Source organism: Streptomyces sp. AC558_RSS880 (genome assembly GCF_019049255.1).
Lineage (GTDB): Bacteria > Actinomycetota > Actinomycetes > Streptomycetales > Streptomycetaceae > Streptomyces.
In genome coordinates, this window is record NZ_JAGMUJ010000029.1 from 151,328 (window position 1) to 173,550 (window position 22,223).

Here is a 22,223-nt window from a genome sequence, read left to right on the forward strand (position 1 = left end):
GTCACGTCCCCGCCGTCAGACGTGCCGTCGTCTCCGTGAGGGAGACGGTGAACGGGTGGCTCGGCGCGGTCAGGACCTGTCGGGCCGGGCCCTGTTCGACGAGTTCGCCGGCGTCCAGGACGGCGACGCGGTGGGCCAGGGCGGCCGTGTCCAGGTCGTGGGTGATCAGGACCAGGGACAGGTTGCCGCGGTCGCGGACCAGTGCGGTGAGCACGTCGAGGATGCCCCGGCGGGTGAGCGTGTCGAGGCCGGAGGTGATCTCGTCGCAGATGAGGACGCGGGGGCGGGCGAGCAGGGCGCGGGCGAGGGCGGCGCGCTGGAGTTCGCCGCCGGAGAGACGGCCCGGGTGCCGGTGGGCCAGCTCCTCCGGGAGCCCGAGGCCGGCCAGGGTGGTCAGCGCCTCCCGGGTCGCCGTGTCCGGGTCGGTGCCGCGCAGGCGGACCGCGGTGCGGGCCACCTGCTGCACCACGGGGCGGTGTTCGTCGAAGGCGGCGTGCGCGTCCTGGAAGACGTACTGCACGGCCGCGAGTTGTGCGCGGCCGCGGTCGCGCAGGCTGCGCGGCAGCGGCGTGCCGTCCAGGAGGACCTCGCCGTCGTGGTCCCGGTGGAGGCCGGCGAGGCAGCGGGCGAGGGTGGTCTTGCCGCTGCCGGACCGGCCGACGACGGCGAGCGACCGGCCCGGATACAGGTCGAGTTCGGGGGCGCGCAGGACGACGGCCGTGCCACGGGCGCCGTCGCGGTGGCGGGCGGTCAGACCGCGCACCCGCAGGACGGGCTCCCCGGCGGCCGGGTCGTCCGGATCCGGCGACTCCGCACGGTCGTCGAGCAGTTCGCGGGTCCACTCGTGCCGGGGGGAGAGCAGGACCCGCCGAGCCGGACCCGACTCGACGACCCGGCCCGCCCGCAGGACCACCACCTCGTCGGCGAGCGCGCGCACCACGTCCAGGTCGTGGCTGAGCAGCACCACCGCGATGCCGCGGGCCGCGACCGCCGTGAGCTGCTCGACGATGCGGCTCTTGGTCAGGGCGTCCTGGCCCGTGGTGGGCTCGTCGGCGACGACGACGCGCGCGCCGAGCAGCAGTGCCTGGGCGAGGACGACGCGTTGCTGCTGACCGCCGGAGAGCTGGTGCGGATAACGGCGCAACAAGGCTTCACTCTCCGGGAGTTGTGCCTCCTCCAGGGCGCGCAGGACGCGTTCGCGGGCCGCCGCCCGGCGCTGCCGCACCGGCAGCCGGCGCACCTGGGCGCGGGCGATGTCGGTCAGCAGCGCGGAGACGCGGCGGGCGGGGTTGAGGGCCGCCGCCGGATGCTGGGGGACGTAGCCGACGAGGCCGTCGGCCGCCACCCGTACGTCGCCGGTGACGTGGGCGCCCGCCGGATACTCGCCGAGCAGGGCGAGGCCGGTGGTGGTCTTGCCGCTGCCGGACGCGCCGATCAACGCCGTGACCCTGCCGGGCCGGACCCGCAGGCTCACCCCGTCGACGATCGCCCGGCCGCCGACGACGACGCGCAGGTCGCGGAGCTCGGCCACGGGATCCACCACCGTGTGCTCATGGTTCACGGACGTGTTTCCTTCCTTGTCCGTCGACCGCCCTCGTCCAGCGCGGCGTCGAAGAGGAGGTTCGTCCCCGTCGTCAGCGCGACGATCAGCACGGCGGGGACGACCACGGCCCACGGCTGGACGAACAGGCCGGTGCGGTTGCGGTCGACCATGACCGCCCAGTCGGCGGCGTCGGGCGCCACGCCGACACCGAGGAACGCGGCCGTGGCGACCAGGTAGAGCACGCCGGTCAGCCGGGTGCCGGCGTCGGCGGCCAGGGTGCGCAGCATGGAGCGGCCGACATAGCCGACGGCGATGCGCCACCACGTCTCGCCCTGCATGCGCAGCGCCTCGACCGCGGGCCGGGCGGCGGCCTCGGTGGCGGCGGCGCGCACCAGCCGGGCCGCGTCGGGCACGTTGGCCAGGGCGACCAGCAGGGCGAGACCGACGGCGCCCGGCGTGAACACCGTGGCGACCAGCAGGATCAGCAGCAGCGACGGGACGGCGAGCAGCACGTCCAGCGGCCGCATCAGCAGCTCCTCCAGCAGCCGGTGCCGGGTGAGCGCGCCGGCCAGCCCGACCGGGAGGGCCACCAGATAGGCCAGGGCGGTCGCGGCGAGCGCGGTCAGCACCACCGGCCGCCCGCCGTGCAGCACCTGCCGCCACACGTCTCGCCCGACGAAGTCGGTGCCGAGCCAGTGGCCGTCGCCCAGCGTGAAGGACGCGGCCCGCGGACCCGGATCGCCCGCGAACACCGGGCCGAGCAGGGCGAGGACGAGCGGTACGGCGACGAGGGTGAGGCCGAGGGCGAAGCGGCCCGTACGCAGAGGTCGCGGGGCTCTCACGCGGCCACCCCCGCCCGGGGCGCGAGCCGGTGGGCGACCAGGTCGGCGCCCAGGTTCAGTACGACGGTCAGCACGCCGAACACCACCGCCAGCCCCTGCACGACGGGCACGTCGCGTTCGGCGACGGCGCCCAGCAGCACGGTGCCGAGCCCGGGGATCACGTACAGGGCCTCCACGACGATGACACCGCACAGCAGCCAGTCGACGGTGCGGGCGAGCTGCTGGGCGGCGGGCGCCAGGGCGTTGGGCAGCGCGTGGGTGTACCGGACCCGGGCGCCGGACACGCCGTAGCGGCGGGCCTGCGCCACGTACGGGGAGGCGAGCGCGTCGATCATGCCGGCGCGCACCAGCCGCACCAGCGAGCACACCGGCCGCGACAGCAGCACGAGCACGGGGAGGACCAGTGCGGCCGGGTGGGCGAGCAGGTCGGTGCCGTAGCCGACGGCGGTCGGCGGCAGCCAGCCGAGCCGCAGGGCGAACACGGTCACCAGCAGCACACCGAGCGCGAACTCGGGAACGGCGTACACGGCGAGCGTCACGGAGCTGATCAGCCGGTCGGCCGGCCGGCCCGCGTGCCGGGCGGCCAGCACCCCGAGCCCGAACCCGGCCGGTACGAGCAGCACCACGGTCAGCGAGGCCAGCAGCAGGGTGGGTCCGAAGCCGTCGGCGAGGTACTGGCTCACCGGACGGCCGGAGATCAGGGAGGTGCCGAGGTCGCCCCGGAGCAGGCCCGACGCCCAGTCGGCCAGCCGCTCCCACGCGGGCCGGTCCAGCTGCATGGCCTCCCGGATGGCCGCGATGCGGGCCGGGTCGGGCTGGTCCCCGGCGAGGGCGACCGCGGCGTCGCCCGGCAGCGCCTCGGTGAGCGCGAAGACCAGCAGCACCACGGCCACGGTCTGCAGCGCGCCGAGGAGCAGCCGCCGGGCGACGAAGGAGCGCAGTCCGCTCACGCGAGCCACACCGTGTCGAAGCGGGCCCAGTCGAGGGTGTTGGCGGGCGCGTCGGTCTCCACGCCCTTCACGGTGCGGGCCGTGCCGATGATCCAGTCGGCGAACCCCCAGATGAGGAAGCCGCCTTCGGCGTGCAGGCGGCGCTGCATGCGCTCGTAGACGGCGGCGCGCCCGGTCTTGTCGCGGGTGGACTGGGCCTGCTGGTAGAGCGCGTCGAAGTCCTTGTGCCGCCACTTGGTGGCGTTGGTGGTGGAGTCGGTGAGCAGCCGCTGGGAGATGTGCGCCTCGATGGGCATGGCGCCGGAGCGGTAGCAGCACAGGGAGCCGTTGTCGAGGATGTCGCTCCAGTAGGAGTCCTTGCTGCCCATCTTGACCTCGACGGTGACCCCGGCCTTCTTCGCCTGGTCGCGGAAGATGCTGGCGGCCTCGGTGAACCCGGCGGCGACGGCGGAGGTGTCCAGGGTGACCTTCAGGTCCTCGGCGCCGGCCTGCTTCAGCAGGGCGCGGGCCTTGTCGAGGTCCTGTTCGCGCTGGGGCAGGCCGTCGGCGTAGTACTCGTAGCCCTTGCCGAACAGGTCGTTGCCGACCTCGCCCGCGCCGGACAGCGCGCCGTCGACGAGTTCCTGGCGGTCGGCGATGAGGAAGAACGCCTGACGCACCCGCTCGTCGTCGAAGGGCGGCCGGTCGGTCTTCATGCAGAACGCCTGCATGGCGCTGCCCCGCAGCCGGACGATCTCGATCTGCCCCTGGTCCTCGTGGGCGCGGGCGGTGGTGGGGTTGAGCTCGTGGGCGTACTCGACCTGTCCGCCGAGCAGCGCGTTGACCCGGGCCGACTCCTCGTTCGCCACGACGAACTCGATCTCGTCGAGGTGCGGGGCGCCCTCCCAGTAGTCGTCGTAGCGGCGGAAGACCGCCGAGCGGCCGGGCGTGAACGACACGAAGCGGAACGGGCCGGAGCCGATCGGCTCCTTGTCGAACCCGGTGGCGTTCTCGGGCACGATGTACGCGCCGAACGCGGCCAGGATGTTGGGGAATTCGGCCGTGGGCCGCTTGAGCACGAACTCGATGACGCGTTCGCCGGTGGCGCGGCTGGCGTCGAGGTCGATGGGCTCCAGGGACGCCTTGGCGCGGAACGTCTGCTTCGGGTCGGCGATACGGCGGTAGCTGTAGAGGACGTCCTTCGCGGTGACGGGCTTGCCGTCGTGGAAGGTGGCCTCGCGCAGGGTGACCTGCCAGCGGGCCAGCGTCTTGTCGGCCTCCCACTTCTCGGCGAGCCGGGGCCGGGCGGAGAGGTCGGCGCCGTAGTCGGCGAGCTTGTCGAACAGGGCCTTGGCGCGGGCGACGTCGGCGAACAGGTTGGCGAGGTGCGGGTCGAGGGTCTCACTGGCCCCACCGCCCGCGAACGCGGCGCGCAGCCGGCCGCCCTTCTTCGGCGAGCCGTCGCCCTTGCCCTCGCCGTCGCCGGAACCGGAGCCGCCGCCGCAGCCGGCCAGGGTGAGCGCGCCGAGGCCGGTCGCGGCGAGGAAGCCGCGGCGACGCAGCTCCGGGAAGCGGTCCGGGGAGGGGAGACGGCGGGTGGGTTCGTCGTGCATGTGCGATTCCTTCAGGGTGTGATCGTGCCGGTGGACGGCTTGGTCGAACGGGCCACCACGTGGAGCCGGTCGGCGTCGGTGGTACGGCCGGGGAGCAGGCCCTCCTGCCACGGCGGCTCGGTGCGCGGGCCCGGACCGTCGTGGAGTTCCAGGACCTCGAAACCGTGCGCGCCCAGCAGGTGGCGCAGTTCCTGCGGGAACAGCAGCCGCCACGCGGAGCGCTGCTCGACGGGCGGGGACCCGTCGTCCGCGGTCCACAGGCGCGTACGGCGCAGAAGCTGGGCCGTACGGTCGACCGTCAGCGTGGTGACGGACCGGTGGACGGTCTCCTGCCAGGTGAACTCGTCGACCCTGGGCGTGTCGAGCAGGTCGGTGCGGCCGAGGAAGTACGCGCCGTTGCGCATCTCCGCGACGAGCAGGCCGCCCGGTGTCAGGGCGCGGCGGCAGGAGGACAGGAAGCCGTCGAGCTGATCGTTGGTGTGGCAGTACAGCAGGGCGCTGTCCAGGCACACCACGGCGTCGGACACCCCCTGCCCCAGATCGAACCCGTGCAGGTCGGCACGGACGTACTCGGGTCCGGGATGGTGGGCGCGGGCGTGCGCGAGCATCGCCTCGGAGAGGTCCGCGCCGGTCACCTCGCGGCCGGCGCCGTGCAGCCACGCGGCGTCGCGGCCGGTGCCGCAGCCCAGGTCCAGCACGCGTCGGCCCGCGCCGTGCCGCCGCAGGCAGTCCTCCGCCCAGCGTCCGGCCAGCCGGGAGGGGTCGGGGAAACGGGCCTCGTACAGCGCGGGGTTGTCGGTGAGCAGGTTGCCGGTCATGCCGGAGTCCTCCCTCGTACGGCCGCGGAAGCGAAGGGCTCCGGCGGCGCGGGCAGCGATCCCAGCCGGCGCAGCCGGACGACACCGAGCGCGGACGCGAGCCCGGCCAGCGCGCAGCACACCCACGGCAGCCACGCGGCGCCGCCGTGCCGCCCGGTGTCCATGGCCCAGCCGACGACGGTGTTGCCCAACGCGGCGGCGACGCCCGAGACGACGTAGAAGACGCCGAAGTAGGTGCCGGTCAGCCCGGGGCGGCCGAAGGCGGGGACCATGTCCATCACGAACGGCTGGGCGACCATCACCCCGAGGTACAGCAGCAGGGCGCCCGCCAGCACCGGCAGCACCCGCAGCGCCGCCCCGGCCGCACCGTCCGGGCCGCCGGACGCCCCGGTGACCAGGGCGGGCGGCAGGAAGGCCAGCGCCATGAGGCCCAGCCCCGCCGCGACCCAACGGGCCCGGTCCCCGCGTCGCTTGAGCGCGCGGGTGAGGCGCAGCTGGAACATGAGGTGGGCGAGGGCGCCGACGAGGAAGACGAGACCGGCGGCGCCGTCCCAGCCGGTGGCCCGCCGTGCGCCGTCGGGCAGCAGCAGGTACAGCTGGCTCTCCAGCGTGAACAGGCCGGTCATGGCGAGCGCGAAGGCCAGGAAGGCGCGGTTGCCGAGCACTTCCCGCCAGTCGGCGAGCACCCCGCCGCCGCTCGGCTCGACCCGCCGGGCGGGCAGCACCAGGGCCTGCGCGACGGTCAGGACCGCGAAGATCCCGGCGGCGGTCAGCGCCGACGTGCGGAAGTCCACGAGCAGCAGCGCGCTGCCCAGCAGCGGCCCGATCAGCGCGCCGGTGGTGGCGAACACGCTGAACAGGGCGAACGCCTCGGCCCTGCGCTCCTCGGCCTCCTGCGCGAGGTAGGCGCGGACGGCGGGGTTGAACAGCGCGCCCGCGAACCCGCTGAGGACGGACGCGGCGAGCAGGACGGCGAGGTGGTCGCCGAGCGCGAACAGCGCGAACCCGACGGTGCGCAGGGCGCAGCCGGCGATGATGACGCCGCGTGCGCCGAGCCGGTCGGAGGCGGAGCCGCCGACGATGAACAGGCCCTGCTGGCTGAGGTTCCTGACCCCGAGGACGACGCCGACGACGACGGCCGACAGGCCCAGGTTCTCGGTGAGGTGGGTGGCGAGGTAGGGGATGAGGAGGTAGAAGCCGGTGTTGACGCCGAGCTGGTTGACCAGCAGGAGCTGAACGGCGAGCGGGAAGCTGCGTATCTCATGCCAGGTCCGCACGGCGCCCCTCCCGCGGCTCGACGCCCAGCCCGGGCCGGCCGCTCGCCCGTACCCGGCCGTCCTCGCCGCCGATGCCGGTCCACGGATCGTGCGCGAGCAGCAGATGCCCGTCCAGGTCGGCCCAGCGGGCCCGGTCGGCGAGGTGCACGGCGGGCGCGAGCCCCAGGGTGCTGGCGGCCAGGCAGCCCAGCATCAGCTCCGTGCCGCTGCCGTCGATCGACCCGGCGATGCGCAGGGCCGCGTGCACCCCGCCGCACTTGGCGAGCTTCACGTTGACGCCGTGGATGCGCCCGGCCAGGCGGCGCACGTCCGCCAGGTCCACGGCGTCCTCGTCGGCCACGACCGGCAGCGGCGAGCGCTCGGCCAGCGCCGCCAGGGCCTCCGGGTCACCGGGGGCGAGGGGCTGTTCGACGGCCTCGACACCGAGTTCGGCGAACCGGGGGAGCAGCGCCGCTGCCTGCGCCGTGGTCCAGGCGCCGTTGGGGTCGAGCAGCAGCCGGGCTCCGGGCGCGGCGTCCCGGACGGCCCGTACCCGCCCGACGTCCTCCTCGGGATCGGCCGCCCCCGCCTTGACCTTGAGCACCTCGAAGCCGTCGGCCGCGAGGGAGCGGGCCTGCGCCGCCGCGTGGGCGGGGGACGTGATGCCGATGGTGCGGGCGGTGGCCGCGACCGGAGTGTCCGCGGCGCCCAGGAGCCGGTGGACGGGACTGCCCGCGCGCTTGCCGACGAGGTCCAGCAGGGCGGCCTCCACGGCGGCGGTCACGGCCGGGGGAGTGGTCGCGTCGGTCAGCCCGCCGGTGCGCAGGGCCTCCAGGGCGGTCTCCGGATCGGGGAAGCGGGCCAGGTCCGCACCGGCGCCGGAGAGGAGACGCCCCAGGGTCCCGGCGTCGAGCCGGTAGTAGACGCTGCTGACGGCCTCGCCGTGACCGGTCACGCCCTCGTGCTCGACGCTCAGCCACACGGCGTCACGGGCGGACATCGTCGAGCGGGATATGCGCAGCGGCTCGGTGAGTGCGAGGCGCACGGTGCGCAGGCCGGTCCTCACCGGTCCTCCTCCGGCCGTGCGAGCGGGTCGGTGACGCGGGTGCACCGCGCCCAGCCGGTGGCCTCGGCGGCGTACGGGTGCGGGATCTGCACGGGACGGGTGGCCGCCGCGTCGGGATCGACGCCGTGGGCGGTGGTGAAGTCGTCGTCGTAGACGGTGGAGAGGTAACGGTGCGGGCCGTCGGGGAAGACGGTGGCGACGACCGCGCCGGGGTGGACGCGGGCCGCCCAGGCGGCGACGCGGGCGACCGCGCCGGTGCTCCAGCCGCCGCTGACGAAACTGCCCCGGGCCAGTCGGCGGCAGCTGTCCACCGCCTCGGCGGGGCCGACCCAGTGCACCTCGTCGAAGGCGTCGTAGGCGACGTTGCGCGGATGGATGCTGCTGCCGAGGCCGCGCATCAGCCGGGGCCGGGCGGGCTGGCCGAAGATGGTGGAGCCGGTGGAGTCGACGCCGATCAGCCGCAGCGCGGGCCAGTGCCGGCGCAGCGGCCCGATGACGCCGGCACTGTGCCCACCGGTGCCCACACTGCACACCAGTACGTCCACATGGTCCAGGTGAGCGGCGAGTTCGGCGGCCAGCGAGGCGTAACCGGCCGTGTTGTCCGGGTTGTTGTACTGGTCGGGCCAGTAGGCGCCGGGCAGCACGGCGAGCAGTTCGCGCAGCCGGGCGAGGCGCGCGGCCTGCCAGCCGCCCTGGGGCGCGGGCCGGTCCACGATCTCCAGCCGCACCCCGTACGAGCGCAGCAACTGCCGCATGGACGGCTCCAGTTCACTGTCGCAGACCAGTACGACGGGATGGCCGAGGGCCTGTCCGGCGAAGGCGAGCCCGATGCCGAGGGTGCCGGAGGTGGACTCCACCACCGGGGCGCCGGGACGCAGTTCACCGCGCTCACGGGCGCCCCTCAGCATCGACACGGCGGCCCGCGCCTTCATCCCGCCCGCGGCGAGCCCTTCGAGCTTGGCCCAGAAACCGGGGTGCGGTCCGGGCAGACCGGCGGTGATGCGGACGACGGGGGTGCGGCCGAGCAGCGTGAGCAGTTCCGGGCGGGCGGCGGACCGTACGGCGGCGGTGGTGGTCACCGGGTGCCTCCCGGACGGTCGGCGCGGTAACGGTGCACGGTGCCGGGACCGCCGTCCAGCCAGAAGAACGGGTACGGCTCCGCGCACACCGCGCTCACCCCGTGACCCAGGAAGCGGGGCAGTACGGCGCTGCCGGTCTGGGCGAACATCACCAGCTGCTTGCCGTGCCGCAGGGCGTGCTCCCGCAGCGGCTCGAAGCTCCCGTTGCCGAGCGTCATCCCGGACACGAGCAGCGCGTCGCACCGGCCGGCCGCGGCGAGGGCGTCGGTGACGACCGGCTCGCCCCACTCGGTGACGCCGCCCTTGAGGTCGCATGGGACGTATCCCAGCCCTCGTGAACGCAGCGCCTCCAGCAGGGAGTTGACGACGCCGACCACGAGCACCGTCGCCCCGGGCGGCAGGACGAGCAGTCCGGCGACGGCCTCGGCCCGCGCCCGGGACTTCTCCAGCGACGTCCCCGCGGGCAGGGCGACGGGCCGCGCCCCGTTCTCCGGGGCGTGCGGGGTGACGTGCATCAGGTACGCGTCGAGCGCGGCCACCCGCACCGGGAGCAGCGGATGCTCGAGGAGCCGGGCCACGTCCGCGCCGACGCAGTCCTCCACCGCGCTGTCGGGCAGCGCGCCGGGCTCGACCGCGCAACTGCCGACGGCCTCCGCCAGCCGCAGGCTGAGCACCTCGTTGCGGTAACCGGTGCCGCGCCCTTCGTGCCGTACGGCCTGCCGGGTGGTGAAGGCCACGGAGATCCGCGACCCGGCGGGATCCGGACCGAGTGCACCGGCACGGGCGAGGGCGAGGAGTTCGTCGTACGTCGTCGCCGCGCGGGCGGACGCCGGGGCGGCGGGGCTCATCGGATCACCAGCCCGGACCGCACCTCGTCGAGCAGGGCCTCGACCCGGGCGCGGGCGCCGGTGCCGGCCGGGTCGCCCGCCATCACGTGCCCCAGGTACTCGTTGTTGCTGCCCGCCGCCTTCACCTGCCGTCCCGGTTCGGCGAGTTGCACCTCGAGGACGTCCGGCGCGGTCCGCACGGGTCCGGCGTCCAGCGCCTCGAGCGTGCCCGCCGTCCGCGGCACGAGGAAGCCGACGGCGGCGCTGCGCAGCCCGGTGTCCGTGCGCCGCAGGTCGGGCGCGCGGCCCAGACAGACGTCCACGAAGGCCGCGGCGAGGTCGATGCCGGTGACGTGCCGTACCAGTTCGGTGATGCGGTTCCCGGCGGGCCGCGGGTTGACCTCCACCACGCGCGGTCCGGCGGAGGTCAGCTTGATCTCGGTGTGCGCCACCACACCGTCCGTCAGCCCGAGCGCCTTGAGCGCGCCGAGCGCGGTCTGCTCGGCCGCCTCGGCGGCCGCGGCCGGGAGGGCGGCGGGGAACATGTGGCCGGTCTCGATGAACGCGGGCGCCCCGCCGACGCTCTTGTCGGTCACGCCGACGACGTGCACCGCGCCCGCGTGCGACACGGTCTCGACGCTCACCTCCGGGCCGTCCAGCAGCTCCTCGAGCAGCACGACGGGTGCCCGCCGCTGCCCGCGCGCGTTGACCGGGAAGTCGGCCAGCGCCCGTACCGCGGCGGCGAGTTGCTCCTCGTCGTCCACCCGCCGTACGTACATGCCGGCGCACAGGTCGACGGGTTTGACCACCAGCGGGTAGCCGATCTCCCGTGCCGCCCGGGCGAGTTCGGTCCACTCCTCGTGCACCGCGAACCGCGGGCCGGGAACTCCGGCGTCGGCCAGGACCCGGCGGGTGGCGTCCTTGCGACAGGCGCTCTCGACCGCCTCGGGAGCCGGTCCGGGCAGCCCGAGCCGCGCGGCCACCCGTGCCACCGTGGGCAGGTAGTAGTCGCAGGAGGTGACCACCCCGTCGAAGCCGAACACGGTGTGCAGCCGCTCCACCCGGGGGAGCAGGGCCTCGGTGTCGTTGGTGTCCGCGGTGATCACGTTGCGCGCCCCGAGCAGCGGGTGCGCCGCGCCCTCGGGTGCCGAGCGCAGGTAGTGGTGCAGGTCGCGGGTGAGGAACGTGAACTCGTGTCCGCTCTCCCGGATCGCCCGCGGCAGCAGCCTGCTCATCGATCCGACCCAGCTCTCGACCACCAGCAGATGAGCCACGGCTCCCCTTTTCGTGTCGTCGCGTAGGGAGCGGCCCTGACGCCAGGGCCGCGACGGGCGCCACGATATCGGTAATCATTTTCATTGTCAGGTACTGTGAGGACCCCGATACGGAAGGACCACGCGATGAGTCGGACCGCACCCGCCGGATACACCGTGCGTCCCGCGACGCCCGCGGACACCGACGGCGCCCGCGCCGTCATGCTCGACACGTTCTACAAGGAGTTCGGATACGGATACGTCCCCCGCTGGCACCGGGACGTCACCGACCTCAAGGGCACGTACCTCGACGACCCCCGCCACGTCCTGCTCGTGGCCCTCCACGACGGCGAGGTGGTCGCCACCACCGGCGTGCACTCACAGGGCCCCGCCCACCCGCCGCACCCCCGCTGGCTGGCCGAACGCTACCCGTCCGGCACCACCGCCCAACTGGTCCGCGTCTACGTGCGCCCGGAGCACCGGCGCCGCGGCCTCGCGCGCACGCTGGTCGACGCGGCGTGCGACTTCGTCGCGAACACCCCCGGCTACGACTGCATCTACCTGCACACCAACGTGGACGTCGAGGGCGCGGAAGCCTTCTGGCGCGGCACGGCCAAGGAGATCTTCGACGCCCGCACCACCGGCGAACACGGCCCGGGCGTCTCCACCGTCCACTTCGAGATCCCGTTCTGAGCGGGGAGACCCGGTCCGCCCGGACGATCCGGGGCGTCAGAATGGTGCGATGGACCATCACTTCACAGGCATACCGGAGTTGACCGGCGTTCCCCGTGTCGCCGTCGTCATCGACGTCATGCGCGCCTTCACCGTGGCCGCCTGGGCCTTCTCGCGTGGGGTCGAGAGGATCGTCCTGGCCCCGACGGAGAGCGAGGCACTCGCCCTGAAGGAGGGCCACCCGGGCTGGCTGGCCCTGAAGGACGGGGCGCCGGCGGCGGGCTTCGACGCGGTGAACTCACCCGGCCTGCTCAGGTCACGCGATTTCACCGGCCGCACGCTGGTGCAGAAGACGACGGCGGGGACCGTGGGCGCGCTGGCCGTCGCGGACGCGCCGCTGGTCCTGTGCGCGAGCTTCGTGGTGGCCGGCCCGACCGCGCGGTTCCTGCGGACCGAGGGCTCCGGCCCGGTGACGTTCGTGGTCACCGGCGAGGAGGGCCGGGCCGACGAGGACCTGGCCTGCGCCGAATACATCGGCCGGTCCCTGGCCGGAGACGATGTCGAGGCGGCCCCGTACCTCCACCGCGCGAGGACTTCCCGTGCCGCGGCCGATCTCGCCGCCGGGCTGCGGAGCGGATACCACCCGGACGACGTAGAGCTCTGCCTGGAGGTCGACAGGTTCCCCTTCGCGATGGTGGCCCGCCAGGAGGAGTCCCTGACGGTGCTCCGTCCCGTCGCGGTGCCCGGCGTCCCGTCCGGATCGAGGTGACCGACACCCGCCCCGCCCACGCGCCGGGTTCCCGGAACGGAGGAGGACGGGGGTCGCGGGCCGGTCCTCGTCGAAGCGCCCGCCCCCGGCCGGGCGTACGCGACCGGCTCGGTTCCGGGAGGACGGGGTGGGCCGAGTGCGCTTCAGGCGGGCCGTTGCTTCGTCTACTCCGTCGCCCCCTGCGCGAACCCGTTGTAGATGTAGCGCTGCAGGAACAGGAAGACCACGAGGGTCGGGACGATCACCATGATCGCTCCGGCCGAGATGTTCTCCCAGTGGGCGCCGAACGGGCCCTTGAAGCGGAACAGGGCCGTGGACATGGTGCCGAGTTCCTCCGAGGGCATGTAGAGGAACGGGATGTAGAAGTCGTTGTACGTGGTGATGCCCTTGATGATGACCACGGTCGCGATCGCCGGCTTCAGCAGCGGAAAGATGATCTTCCGGTAGATGGTGAAGGCGTTGGCGCCGTCGAGCCGGGCCGCCTCGTCCAGCGACGTGGGAATGGACCGGATGAACTGCAGGAAGATGTAGATCGACACGATGTCGGTGCCCATGTGGAGCAGGATCGGCGCCCAGCGGGTGTCGAACAGGCCGAAGCTGTTGACGACCTGGAAGGTCGCGACCTGGGTGGTGACACCGGGCACCAGGGTGGCGATCAGGAACAGGGCCATGATCGGCTTCTTGAAGCGGAAGTCGAAGCGGTCGATGGCGTACGCCGTCATGGAGCCGATGACCACGGTGCCCGTGATGGAGAACAGCAGGATGAAGGCCGTGTTGCCGAAGGCGGTCAGCAGGTGGCCGTCGTTGAAGGCCGTGGCGTAGTTGGAGAAGTTCAGCCAGTCGTCCGGCAGGGCCAGCGCCCCCTGGCCGTCCTGGATCTCTCCGTAGGACTTCAGCGAGGTCAGGAAGACCACGACGAGCGGGAGCAGTACCACGAGCGAGGCCACGACCAGCGACAGATAGGTCAGCGTGGTGGCGACGCCGGGCCGCCGGCGCGAGCGGCCCTGGGCAGGGGCGGTGAGGGTCATACGAGGTCAACCTTCTCGTCGGGCACGAGGCGGCGCTGGATCCAGGTGATCAGCAGGATGATCGCCAGCAGCACCACGGCGCAGGCCGAGGCCAGTCCGGTCTTGTTGAACTGGAAGGCGAACTTGACCGTCTGGATGACGAAGGTCGAGGTCCCGGTCGCGCCGTCGGTCATGATGTACGGGATCTCGAAGACGGACAGTGAGCCGGAGATCGCCAGGATGACGCTGAGGCTCAGCACCGGCCGGATGCTCGGCGCGATGATGTGCTTGAACTGCTCCCAGCGGCTCGCACCGTCGAGTTGGGCGGCCTCGTAGAGCTCGCCGGGGATCGAGGTGGCCTGGGAGGGCCGCCGCGCCTGGACCTACACCCGGAACCTGGAACCCGCCCGGACGGCGGCGGAGCGCCACGAACGCACCGACCTGGTCTTCGACGGCCTGGACACCGCCGCCGTGATCACGCTCGACGGGCACGAGCTCGGCCGCACCCGGAACATGCACCGCCGGTACCGCTTCGACGTCACCGACCGCCACGGCCCGCTCCGCGTCGAGTTCACCTCCGCCTACGAGGAGGCCGAGGCGGTGCGGGCACGGACGGGGGAGCGGCCCAACGTCTACCCCGAGCCGTTCCAGTACATCCGCAAGATGGCGTGCGGCTTCGGCTGGGACTGGGGGCCGACGCTGGTCACCGCCGGAATGTGGCGTCCGGTCCGGCTGGAGCGCTGGTCGACGGCCCGCCTGGCGGAGGTGCGTCCCCTGGTCACGGTCCGTGACGGCGTCGGCCGGGTGGAACTCCGCATCGACATCGAGCGCACCGAGCAGGGCGCGGACCGGCACCTCGAGGTGAGCGCGCGGGTCGGCGGCGTACAGGCCCAGGGCACGGTGACGGGGGACAGCGCCGTACTGATCCTCGACGTACCCGCCCCCGACCTGTGGTGGCCGCGCGGATACGGCGAGCAGCCGCTGTACGACCTGGAGGTGACCCTCGTCTCCCGGGGCACCGAAGCCGCACCGGAGCGGCACCTCGACTCCTGGTCGCGCCGGATCGGATTCCGCGACGTGGTGCTGGACCGCTCCGCCGACGAACACGGCACCGGCTTCACCTTCGTCGTCAACGGCGTACCGGTCTTCGCCCGCGGCGTGAACTGGATCCCCGACGACGTCTTCCCCTCCCGCGTCACCCCCGACCGCTACCGCACACGGCTGCGGCAGGCCGCCGAGGCGGGCATCGACCTGGTGCGGATCTGGGGCGGCGGCATCTACGAGGACGACGCCTTCTACGACGTCTGCGACGAGCTGGGCCTCATGGTCTGGCAGGACTTCCTCTTCGCCTGCGCCGCCTACCCGGAGGAGCAGCCGCTGCGCGGCGAGGTCGAGGCCGAGGCGCGGGACAACGTTGTCCGGCTGATGCCGCACCCCAGTCTCGTGCTGTGGAACGGCAACAACGAGAACCTGTGGGGCTTCCGCGACTGGGACTGGGAGCCCGCCCTGGCCGGCGACTCCTGGGGCGGCGGCTACTACCTCGACCTGCTGCCGCGCATCGTCGCCGAACTCGACCCCACCCGCTCCTACACCGCCGGCAGCCCCTGGTCCGGTTCCTGGGACCACCACCCCAACGACCCCGCGCACGGCACCCACCACTCCTGGGAGGTGTGGAACCGCCGCGACTACGCCGAGTACCGCGACTCGGTGCCCCGCTTCGTGTCGGAGTTCGGCTGGCAGGCGCCGCCCGCGATGGCGACCCTGCGACGGGCACTGCCCGGCGAAGACCTCGCCCCGGACTCGCCCGGCATGCTGCACCACCAGAAGGCCGAGGACGGCAACGGAAAGCTGAACCGGGGCGTCGCCCGCCACTTCCGGCTCCCCGAGGACGACTTCGACCACTGGCACTACCTCACCCAGGTCGTGCAGGCGCGCGCGATCGCCGCCGGGATCGAGCACTGGCGCTCGCACTGGCCGGTGTGCGCGGGCACGGTGGTCTGGCAGCTCAACGACTGCTGGCCGGTGAGTTCCTGGGCCGCCGTGGACGGCGACGGCCGCCTCAAGCCGCTGTACCACGAGCTGTGCCGGGTCTACGCCGACCGCCTGCTGACCCTCCAGCCCGGCGCCGACGGCCCGGTGCTCGCCCTGGTCAACCAGTCCGCCGAGCCGTGGCACGCCTCCGTGACCCTGCGGCGCATGCGGGCGGACGGCACCGTGGTGGCGCAGCAGCCGCTCGACCTGACCGTTCCCGCCCGTCAGGTGAACCGGCAGACCGTGCCGGGCGAGTCGGCCCCGGACGCCCGGTCCGTCAAGGAGTTCCTCGTCGCCGACGCCGACGGCCTGCGCGCCCTGTACTTCCCCGCCGCCGACAAGGACTTCGCCTACCCCGAGCCCCGCTACGACGTCGCCGTGGGGGTCCCGGTCGGTGCGGGCGCCGGTGCCGGCGGGGGTAGTGTCGAGGTCGTGGTCACTGCGCACACCCTGGTACGGGATCTCCTCCTGCAGGCCGACCGGCTCGGACCGGACGCCGTCTGCGACTCCGGACTGCACACCCTGCTCCCCGGGGAGCAGATCCGGCTGCGGGTGAACAACGCCGCACAGACCGGCGCCAACGCGGTACGCGCGGCCCTGTTCTGCGTGGAACCCGCGTGAGCACACCGCCGGAACGCGTCACCATCAAGGACGTCGCCGCGGCCGCCGGCGTGTCCAAGGGCGCGGTGTCGCTGGCGTTCAACCACAAACCGGGAGTGTCCGAGGCCACCCGGGACCGCATCTTCGCGGCGGCCCGGCAGCTCGGCTGGGCGCCGAACTCCTCCGCCCGCAGTCTGTCGCGGAAGTCCGTCGACGCCATCGGGCTGGCCGTCTGCCGGCCGGCCCGGCTGCTGGGCCTGGAGCCCTTCTACATGGAGTTCATCTCCGGCATCGAGAGCGTGCTCGTCGAACGCGACTGCTCCCTGCTGCTGCGCCTGGTGGGCTCCCTGGAGGAGGAGATCCAGCTCCAGCAGCGCTGGTGGAGGGAGCGTCAGACAGGCGGTTCGATCCTGGTCGACTTCCACCGGCGGGACCCGCGAATCGAGCCGCTGCGAAAGCTCGGGCTGCCGGCCGTGGGCGTGGGCCATCCGGATCTCACCGGCGGCTTCCCGTCGTTGTGGACCGAGGACGCCACCGCCGTGGCCGAGGCCGTGCGCTATCTGGCGGCCCTGGGCCACCGGCGCATCGCCCGCGTGGGCGGACCCACGGGCCTCGGCCACAGCGCCATCCGCGCGGACGCGTTCGAGCGGACGATGCGGGAACTCGGCCTGAACGGCGGCCGGCACGTCGAGACGGGCTTCTCGGGGGAGGAGGGCGCCCGGGCGACCCGCATGCTGCTCCTGTCGTCCGACCGCCCCACGGCGATCGTCTACGACAACGACATCATGGCCGTCGCCGGACTGGGCGTGGCCGCCGAGATGGGCGTCTCCGTACCGGACGACCTGTCCCTGCTGGCCTGGGACGACTCCCAGTTGTGCCGCCTGACGCATCCGACCCTGTCGGCGATGAGCCACGACGTGCACGGATTCGGCGCCGAGGCGGCACGGGTCCTCTTCGACGTGATCGCCGGCAAGGAAGTCGCCTCCCGGCCGGTGTCGACACCCTCGCTCGTACCGCGGGGGTCGACCGCGCCTCCACGCCGGTAGGACGAAGCGGAGACGGGGGAGGGGCGCGGCTCGGTTTCGAGCCGCGCCCCTCTCGTCAGCCGGTGACGGTCGGGGCGGCGGGCGCGTGGGCCCGGCGGCGTGCCGCGGCGGCCGCTCCTACGAGCCCGGCGTCCCGTGCCAGCGCGGCGGGCCGCACCTCCAGCCCGCGGGTGAAGCCGAGAACCGCGTAGGCCCTCAGATGACGGCGCAGCGGAGTGAACAGGACGTCACCGGCCTGAGCGACACCGCCGCCGATCACGGCCACCTCGATCTCCAGCAGCGTCGCACTGCCGGCGATCGCGGCGGCCAGCGCCTTGGCCGACCGGTCGTAGGCGGCCAGGGCGCGTTCGTCCCCCGCACGCGCCGCGACGGCCACGGCGGCGGCCGTCGCCTCCGCACCGGCCGGCGGGGTCCAGCCCGACCGCACGGCGTGGCGGGCGATCGCCGTGCCGCTGGCGTACCCCTCGACGCATCCCCGCCCCCCGCACGCACAGGGCGGCCCGTCCAGGTCGACGGAGATGTGACCGATGTGCCCGGCGTTGCCGGAGGGGCCGGGGTGCAGCAGCCCGTTCAGGACGAACCCCCCGCCCACCCCGGTCGAGACGACCATGCACAGGGCGTTGTCCACCCCCCTCGCGGCGCCCCGCCAGTGCTCGGCGGCCGCCACCGCCACGGCGTCGCCCAGCAGCACCGGCTCGATGCCGTCGAACAGCATCGGATGCGCGCGTACGCTGTCCACCAGCGGAAACGCCCGCCAACTCGGTATGTTCACGGGACTGACGGTGCCTGCCACCGTGTCGACGGGCCCGGCGCTGGCGATGCCCAGACCGCAGACCGTGCCCCAGGCCGGGTGTGCGGCCAGTTCGTCGATGACCGCGTCGACCGTCCCCGCCATCCGGGAGGTCGACTCGCGCGCGGGTGTGGGCAGCTCGGCACGCCGGACGACGGATCCCTCCTCGTCGATCAGGGCTCCCGCGATCTTCGTGCCTCCGATGTCCAACGCGGCGTACACCTGTGGGTTCTTCCTTCCGGTCGATGTCGGGGCGCGGCCCACCTGAGGTGCGGCCTGGTCGGGAGTGATGATGGACAACGTTGTCTTCCTTTGTTTCCAAGCGAGTCCGCGCCGTGTTCCCCCTCCTGCGGGCCCGTCCGTACAGGCCGTGTGGCGCGAGGAGCCGGCTACCGGTGGGCGACGCCGAGCCCGGTGCCGGCCACGAACAGCGTTCCGTCGCCCTGTGCCGTGACGTCCCGATCGGAGTCGGACAGGAAGCACGACGCGCCCGGCCCCAGTGACAGCTCGTCACCTTCCGGCCCGCGCAGCAGCGCCGAGCCGTCCACGCACAGCACGATGCGGGGACCCGACGACGGCACGACGGGTTTCGGTGGGCCGCCGAGCTCGGTCCGGTACAGGGCGAACTCCTCCACCGGGCAGGCGTACGCCCGCGTACGCGAGCCGGGAACACCGCTCGGCCGCACCACCGGCACGCGCATCGCGGGATCGGTGACGCGCAGCAGTTCGGGGATGTTCACCTCCTTCGTGGTGAGCCCCGCGCGCAGCACGTTGTCGGAGGCGGCCATGAGCTCCACGCCCACTCCGTTCAGATAGGCGTGCAGTCCGCCGGCCGGCATGAACAGCGCGGTCCCCGGCTCCAGCACCTGGTACCGCATGAGCAGGGAGGCGACGAGGCCGGGATCGCCGGGATGGTGCTCGGCCATACGGACCACCGCGTCGTACGCGGCCGCGTACGGGCCGGGGACCCGCGCCTGCCGCCTGCTCGCCGCCACGACGGCCGGCACCAGCCCGGCGCGGTCGTGCCCGGTCTCGAGCACGGTCCGCAGGGCGTCGGTCAGCGCCGTGGCGCCGTCGCCGGCGCGCAGGACGTCCGTGAGGGGGCGTACGTCCGCCAGGCCGAGCCCGTCGAACACGGCCACCGCCTCGTCACGGTCGCGGGAGCCGGCGAGGACCTCGAAGCGGGTCAGCGCGTAGAGCAGTTCCGGCTTCGGCCAGTCGTCCGCGTACGTCCCGGGTCCGGTGCCGGTGGCGAGTTGCGCGGCGAACGCCGTCCGGGCCTGTTCCCGGTCGGGATGCACCTGGACGGACAGCGGCTGTTCGGCGGCCAGCACCTTCAGCAGGAAGGGCAGCCGCCCGCCGAACCGGCGGGCGCACGCGCCGCCGAGCTCGCGTTCCGGGGCGGCCGCGACCACCTCGTGCAGGGTCGTCGCGCGGCCGTCCCGGGTCAGTCCCGCGGGCCCGGCGGGGTGGGCGCCCATCCACAGCTCCGCCTCGGGCCCGGCCGAGGGAACGCTCCGCCCTCGGAGCCGGGCCAGCGCCTCGCGCGAGCCCCAGGCGTACGGCTTGATGATCGGTCGGATTGGATCCACGGGCCGAACGATATCCGTAAGTAAACCGGTATAGCAAAGGTCGTGAGCCGTCAACGCTCAGTGCCAGTCCGGCAGGAACATAGGTGGCGGGAACCTGCTGTGCAACAGTCGTCGCGAAAGTGCCCAAAGTTTAGTAACCGGTTTAGTAAATGGCGCCCTCGCGGCGTACGTAGACGCCGAAAACGTTGACGCCTCTATTGACATGGCCGAAACATTGGGTGCTCTCATAGGGAACGGCGGCCGGGGTTCAGCGGGTCGCCGGGCTGGGGGTCCGGTCGGGTTCGCGGTCCTCGGTCGTGTGGGCCGGGGCGGTGGCGTCGGGGCGGGGGATCGCGAGGGCGCACAGGGCACCCGCGAGGACCACGGCGACGCCGATCCAGATGCCCGGCTTCATGCCGTCGACGAACCCCTGAGCCGTGCGGTCGTCGCCGTAGTGCACGAAGACGCTGCTCAGGACGGCGGTGCCGAGGGCGCCACCGATCTCGCGGACGGTGCTGTTGGCGCCGGACGCCTTCCCGCGGTGCTGCGGCCCGACCGCGCCCAGCACCACCGCCGCCGTCGGCGCGAAGACGAGGCCCATGCCGATGCCCGCGACGACCATGGCGCCGATCATGCGCGCGTACGGGGTGTCCGACGTGGCCACCAGGTTGATCCAGGCCAGCCCGACCGCCTGGAGGAAGAGGCCGAGGGCCATCAGCCGTCCGCCGCCCACCCGGTCGGTCAGGGCGCCGGCGACCGGGGCGACGAACATCGGCATCAGGGTCCAGGCCAGCGTGAGCACACCGGCCTCCAACGGGGTGCGGACCGGCGCGACCTGGAAGAACTGCGACAGCAGGAAGATCGACCCGAAGACGCCGAAGTACATGCTCGCGGAGACCAGGTTGGAGAAGACGAAGGCCCGCTCGCGGTAGAAGGAGAGCGGAAGCAGCGGCTGGGCCGCGCGGCGCTCCCACCTCACGAACAGGGCCAGCAGGACCGCGCCGCCGGTGAGCGCCGACAGGACGGGGCCCGAACTCCAGCCCTTCTCCTCGCCGTTCACGATCGCCCAGACGATCGCGAGGAGTCCCGCCGTGGCGAGGAACATGCCGGGCAGGTCGAGCCGGGTGCCGGCCAGGGACCTCTCCCGGAGCACGGACAGCACCAGCGGGATCGCCACCAGGCACACCGGGACGTTGATCCAGAAGATCCACTGCCAGTCCAGGCCGTCGACCACCGCGCCGCCCACCACGGGCCCGAACGCCACGGCCGTGCCGCTGACCGCGGACCACAGTCCGAGGGCGAGGTTGCGCTTCTTCTCCGGCACCTCCTCCGCGAGCAGCGTCAGCGACAGCGGCATCACGGCCGAGGCGCCCAGGCCCTGCAACGCCCGCATGAGAATGAGCTGTTCGCTGCTGTCCGCGAGGCCGCAGCCGATCGAGGCCAGGGTGAACAGCGCGATGCCGGCCACGAAGACCCGGCGCCGGCCGAACCGGTCACCCAGCGCCGCCCCGGTCAGCAGCAGACAGGCGAAACTGAGGACGTAGGCGTTGACGAACCACTGCAGATCCTCGGTGGACGCGTCGAGGTCGACGGCCATGGTCCGCAGCGCGGTCGTCACCACCAGGTTGTCGAGCGCGACCATGAACATCGGCAGACTGCATGCGAGGATGACCGACCATAACGGCTTTTTGAGAGTGTTCATGACGAAACCTCCGGTGCGTGACAGGGCGGGGCGGCGCACGGGGTCCCGGCGCGAGGAGATCCCTCGGCCCCAAAGTGGATAGTAGTGCGATCCGTTATCCGTTATCCAGTGAGTAAGCGAGACTCGATGAAGATTTCGGAACTCAGCCGTCGCAGCGGCGTGTCCATCCCCACGATCAAGTACTACCTGCGGGACGGTCTGCTGCCCCCCGGGCAGGCCACCGCCGCCAACCAGGCCGACTACGGCGAGGAGCACCTGCGTCGCCTCCGTCTCATCCGCACACTGGTCGGCGTGCGGCGGCTGCCGGTGGGCGCGGTGAAGGAGATCCTCGGTGCCATCACGGAGGAGGGTGACCTGCACCAGATCTTCGGCATCGTGACCGACGCCCGCCCCGCCACCCAGCGGCAGAAGCAACTGGCGCGGGAGCGGCGGGAGGCGGGCGAGGAGACGGGCGGCGTCAAGGACGCGCGTGAACTGGTCGCCGAAATGGGCTGGGAGGTGCACCCCGGCACCGCCGCCGTGCAGAGTCTCGGCGAAGTCCTCGACGCCCTGTCGGACATGGACTCGGGCATCGACTGGCGGTCCCTGCTGCCCTACGCGCGGCTGGCGGACCACATCTCGGAGCTGGACGTCCGGCAGATGGAAGGCGCGTCCGGCGTGCTGGAGCTGGCCGAACGCGCGGTTCTGGTCTCGGTCCTCCTGGAGCCGGCGCTGCTGGCCATGCGCCGCCTCGCCCAGGAGGACAAGTCGGCCCGCCTGTTCGGCGGCGGCCCGTGCGAGGAGGAGGGGGAGGCGTGACCGGGGCCGCG

19 protein-coding genes and 1 pseudogene are annotated in these 22,223 nt (G+C 73.1%); 5 read left to right on the plus strand and 15 right to left on the minus strand.

Translation table 11 applies throughout. The features are described 5' to 3' along the window. Position 1 precedes the first annotated feature (1 nt). Genes KUM38_RS10860 through KUM38_RS10905 form a run of 10 tightly spaced genes read right to left on the minus strand, consistent with a single transcriptional unit; the run spans position 2 to position 11,247 of the window. Positions 2-1,561 carry an ATP-binding cassette domain-containing protein gene (locus tag KUM38_RS10860; RefSeq protein WP_308408942.1) on the minus strand — a complete coding sequence of 520 codons (1,560 nt, stop codon included), beginning with the start codon at positions 1,559-1,561 and terminating at the stop codon, positions 2-4. Beyond that, positions 1,558-2,385 (minus strand): ABC transporter permease subunit, encoded by an 828-nt coding sequence (locus tag KUM38_RS10865; RefSeq protein WP_308408943.1) that lies wholly within the window; start codon positions 2,383-2,385, stop codon positions 1,558-1,560. Before KUM38_RS10865 ends, KUM38_RS10860 begins: the two co-directional genes overlap by 4 nt. Next, on the minus strand, positions 2,382-3,335 hold the full coding sequence (locus KUM38_RS10870) for an ABC transporter permease (protein WP_217129103.1): 954 nt from the start codon (positions 3,333-3,335) through the stop codon (positions 2,382-2,384). Before KUM38_RS10870 ends, KUM38_RS10865 begins: the two co-directional genes overlap by 4 nt. After that, entirely contained in the window at positions 3,332-4,927 is a 1,596-nt protein-coding gene (locus tag KUM38_RS10875; RefSeq protein WP_217129104.1) for an ABC transporter substrate-binding protein, read from the minus strand. Before KUM38_RS10875 ends, KUM38_RS10870 begins: the two co-directional genes overlap by 4 nt. A gap of 11 nt (positions 4,928-4,938) precedes the next feature. After that, positions 4,939-5,745 carry a bifunctional 2-polyprenyl-6-hydroxyphenol methylase/3-demethylubiquinol 3-O-methyltransferase UbiG gene (locus tag KUM38_RS10880; protein ID WP_217129105.1) on the minus strand — a complete coding sequence of 269 codons (807 nt, stop codon included), beginning with the start codon at positions 5,743-5,745 and terminating at the stop codon, positions 4,939-4,941. Further along, positions 5,742-7,022 carry an MFS transporter gene (locus KUM38_RS10885; RefSeq protein ID WP_217129106.1) on the minus strand — a complete coding sequence of 427 codons (1,281 nt, stop codon included), beginning with the start codon at positions 7,020-7,022 and terminating at the stop codon, positions 5,742-5,744. The genes KUM38_RS10880 and KUM38_RS10885 overlap by 4 nt, the downstream gene beginning before the upstream one ends. After that, a complete protein-coding gene (locus KUM38_RS10890; RefSeq protein WP_217129107.1) occupies positions 7,006-8,067 on the minus strand; it encodes a dipeptide epimerase in 1,062 nt (353 codons plus the stop codon). Before KUM38_RS10890 ends, KUM38_RS10885 begins: the two co-directional genes overlap by 17 nt. Beyond that, positions 8,064-9,146, minus strand: coding sequence for a PLP-dependent cysteine synthase family protein (locus tag KUM38_RS10895; RefSeq protein WP_217129108.1), 1,083 nt, complete (start codon positions 9,144-9,146; stop codon positions 8,064-8,066). The genes KUM38_RS10890 and KUM38_RS10895 overlap by 4 nt, the downstream gene beginning before the upstream one ends. Beyond that, positions 9,143-9,994, minus strand: a complete 852-nt coding sequence (locus tag KUM38_RS10900; RefSeq protein WP_217129109.1) for a hypothetical protein — start codon at positions 9,992-9,994, stop codon at positions 9,143-9,145. The genes KUM38_RS10895 and KUM38_RS10900 overlap by 4 nt, the downstream gene beginning before the upstream one ends. Next, complete coding sequence (locus KUM38_RS10905; protein WP_217129110.1) at positions 9,991-11,247, minus strand: ATP-grasp domain-containing protein; 1,257 nt, start codon at positions 11,245-11,247, stop codon at positions 9,991-9,993. Before KUM38_RS10905 ends, KUM38_RS10900 begins: the two co-directional genes overlap by 4 nt. A gap of 126 nt (positions 11,248-11,373) precedes the next feature. On the opposite strand from KUM38_RS10905, the gene KUM38_RS10910 reads away from it, so the two are divergent. Next, entirely contained in the window at positions 11,374-11,919 is a 546-nt protein-coding gene (locus KUM38_RS10910) for a GNAT family N-acetyltransferase (protein WP_217129111.1), read from the plus strand. Between the two features lie 49 nt (positions 11,920-11,968). After that, entirely contained in the window at positions 11,969-12,667 is a 699-nt protein-coding gene (locus tag KUM38_RS10915; protein WP_217129112.1) for a 2-phosphosulfolactate phosphatase, read from the plus strand. Positions 12,668-12,831: 164 nt separating this feature from the next. On the opposite strand, the gene KUM38_RS10920 is transcribed toward KUM38_RS10915, so the two are convergent. Beyond that, positions 12,832-13,695, minus strand: a complete 864-nt coding sequence (locus tag KUM38_RS10920) for a carbohydrate ABC transporter permease (protein ID WP_217129113.1) — start codon at positions 13,693-13,695, stop codon at positions 12,832-12,834. After that, positions 13,692-14,027: pseudogene (locus KUM38_RS10925) on the minus strand (carbohydrate ABC transporter permease); the annotation flags it as partial. The gene KUM38_RS10920 and the pseudogene KUM38_RS10925, both read right to left, overlap by 4 nt. On the opposite strand from KUM38_RS10925, the gene KUM38_RS10930 reads away from it, so the two are divergent. Beyond that, positions 14,023-16,326, plus strand: a complete 2,304-nt coding sequence (locus tag KUM38_RS10930) for a glycoside hydrolase family 2 protein (protein ID WP_217129280.1) — start codon at positions 14,023-14,025, stop codon at positions 16,324-16,326. The pseudogene KUM38_RS10925 and the gene KUM38_RS10930 overlap by 5 nt on opposite strands. Further along, the gene (locus KUM38_RS10935; protein ID WP_217129114.1) at positions 16,323-17,351 is read left to right on the plus strand and encodes a LacI family DNA-binding transcriptional regulator; all 1,029 of its coding nucleotides are present in this window, start codon (positions 16,323-16,325) and stop codon (positions 17,349-17,351) included. The genes KUM38_RS10930 and KUM38_RS10935 overlap by 4 nt, the downstream gene beginning before the upstream one ends. A gap of 55 nt (positions 17,352-17,406) precedes the next feature. Here the strand turns inward: KUM38_RS10935 and KUM38_RS10940 are convergent, their stop codons facing one another. The 3 genes from KUM38_RS10940 to KUM38_RS10950 form a co-directional block, all read right to left on the minus strand. After that, positions 17,407-18,363 (minus strand): ROK family protein, encoded by a 957-nt coding sequence (locus KUM38_RS10940; protein ID WP_217129281.1) that lies wholly within the window; start codon positions 18,361-18,363, stop codon positions 17,407-17,409. A gap of 167 nt (positions 18,364-18,530) precedes the next feature. Continuing rightward, the gene (manA, locus tag KUM38_RS10945) at positions 18,531-19,733 is read right to left on the minus strand and encodes a mannose-6-phosphate isomerase, class I (protein ID WP_217129115.1); all 1,203 of its coding nucleotides are present in this window, start codon (positions 19,731-19,733) and stop codon (positions 18,531-18,533) included. A 247-nt stretch (positions 19,734-19,980) separates the two neighbouring features. After that, a complete protein-coding gene (locus tag KUM38_RS10950; protein WP_217129116.1) occupies positions 19,981-21,414 on the minus strand; it encodes an MFS transporter in 1,434 nt (477 codons plus the stop codon). Between the two features lie 126 nt (positions 21,415-21,540). On the opposite strand from KUM38_RS10950, the gene KUM38_RS10955 reads away from it, so the two are divergent. Beyond that, a complete protein-coding gene (locus KUM38_RS10955; protein WP_217129117.1) occupies positions 21,541-22,212 on the plus strand; it encodes a MerR family transcriptional regulator in 672 nt (223 codons plus the stop codon). The last annotated feature ends 11 nt before the right edge of the window (positions 22,213-22,223 follow it).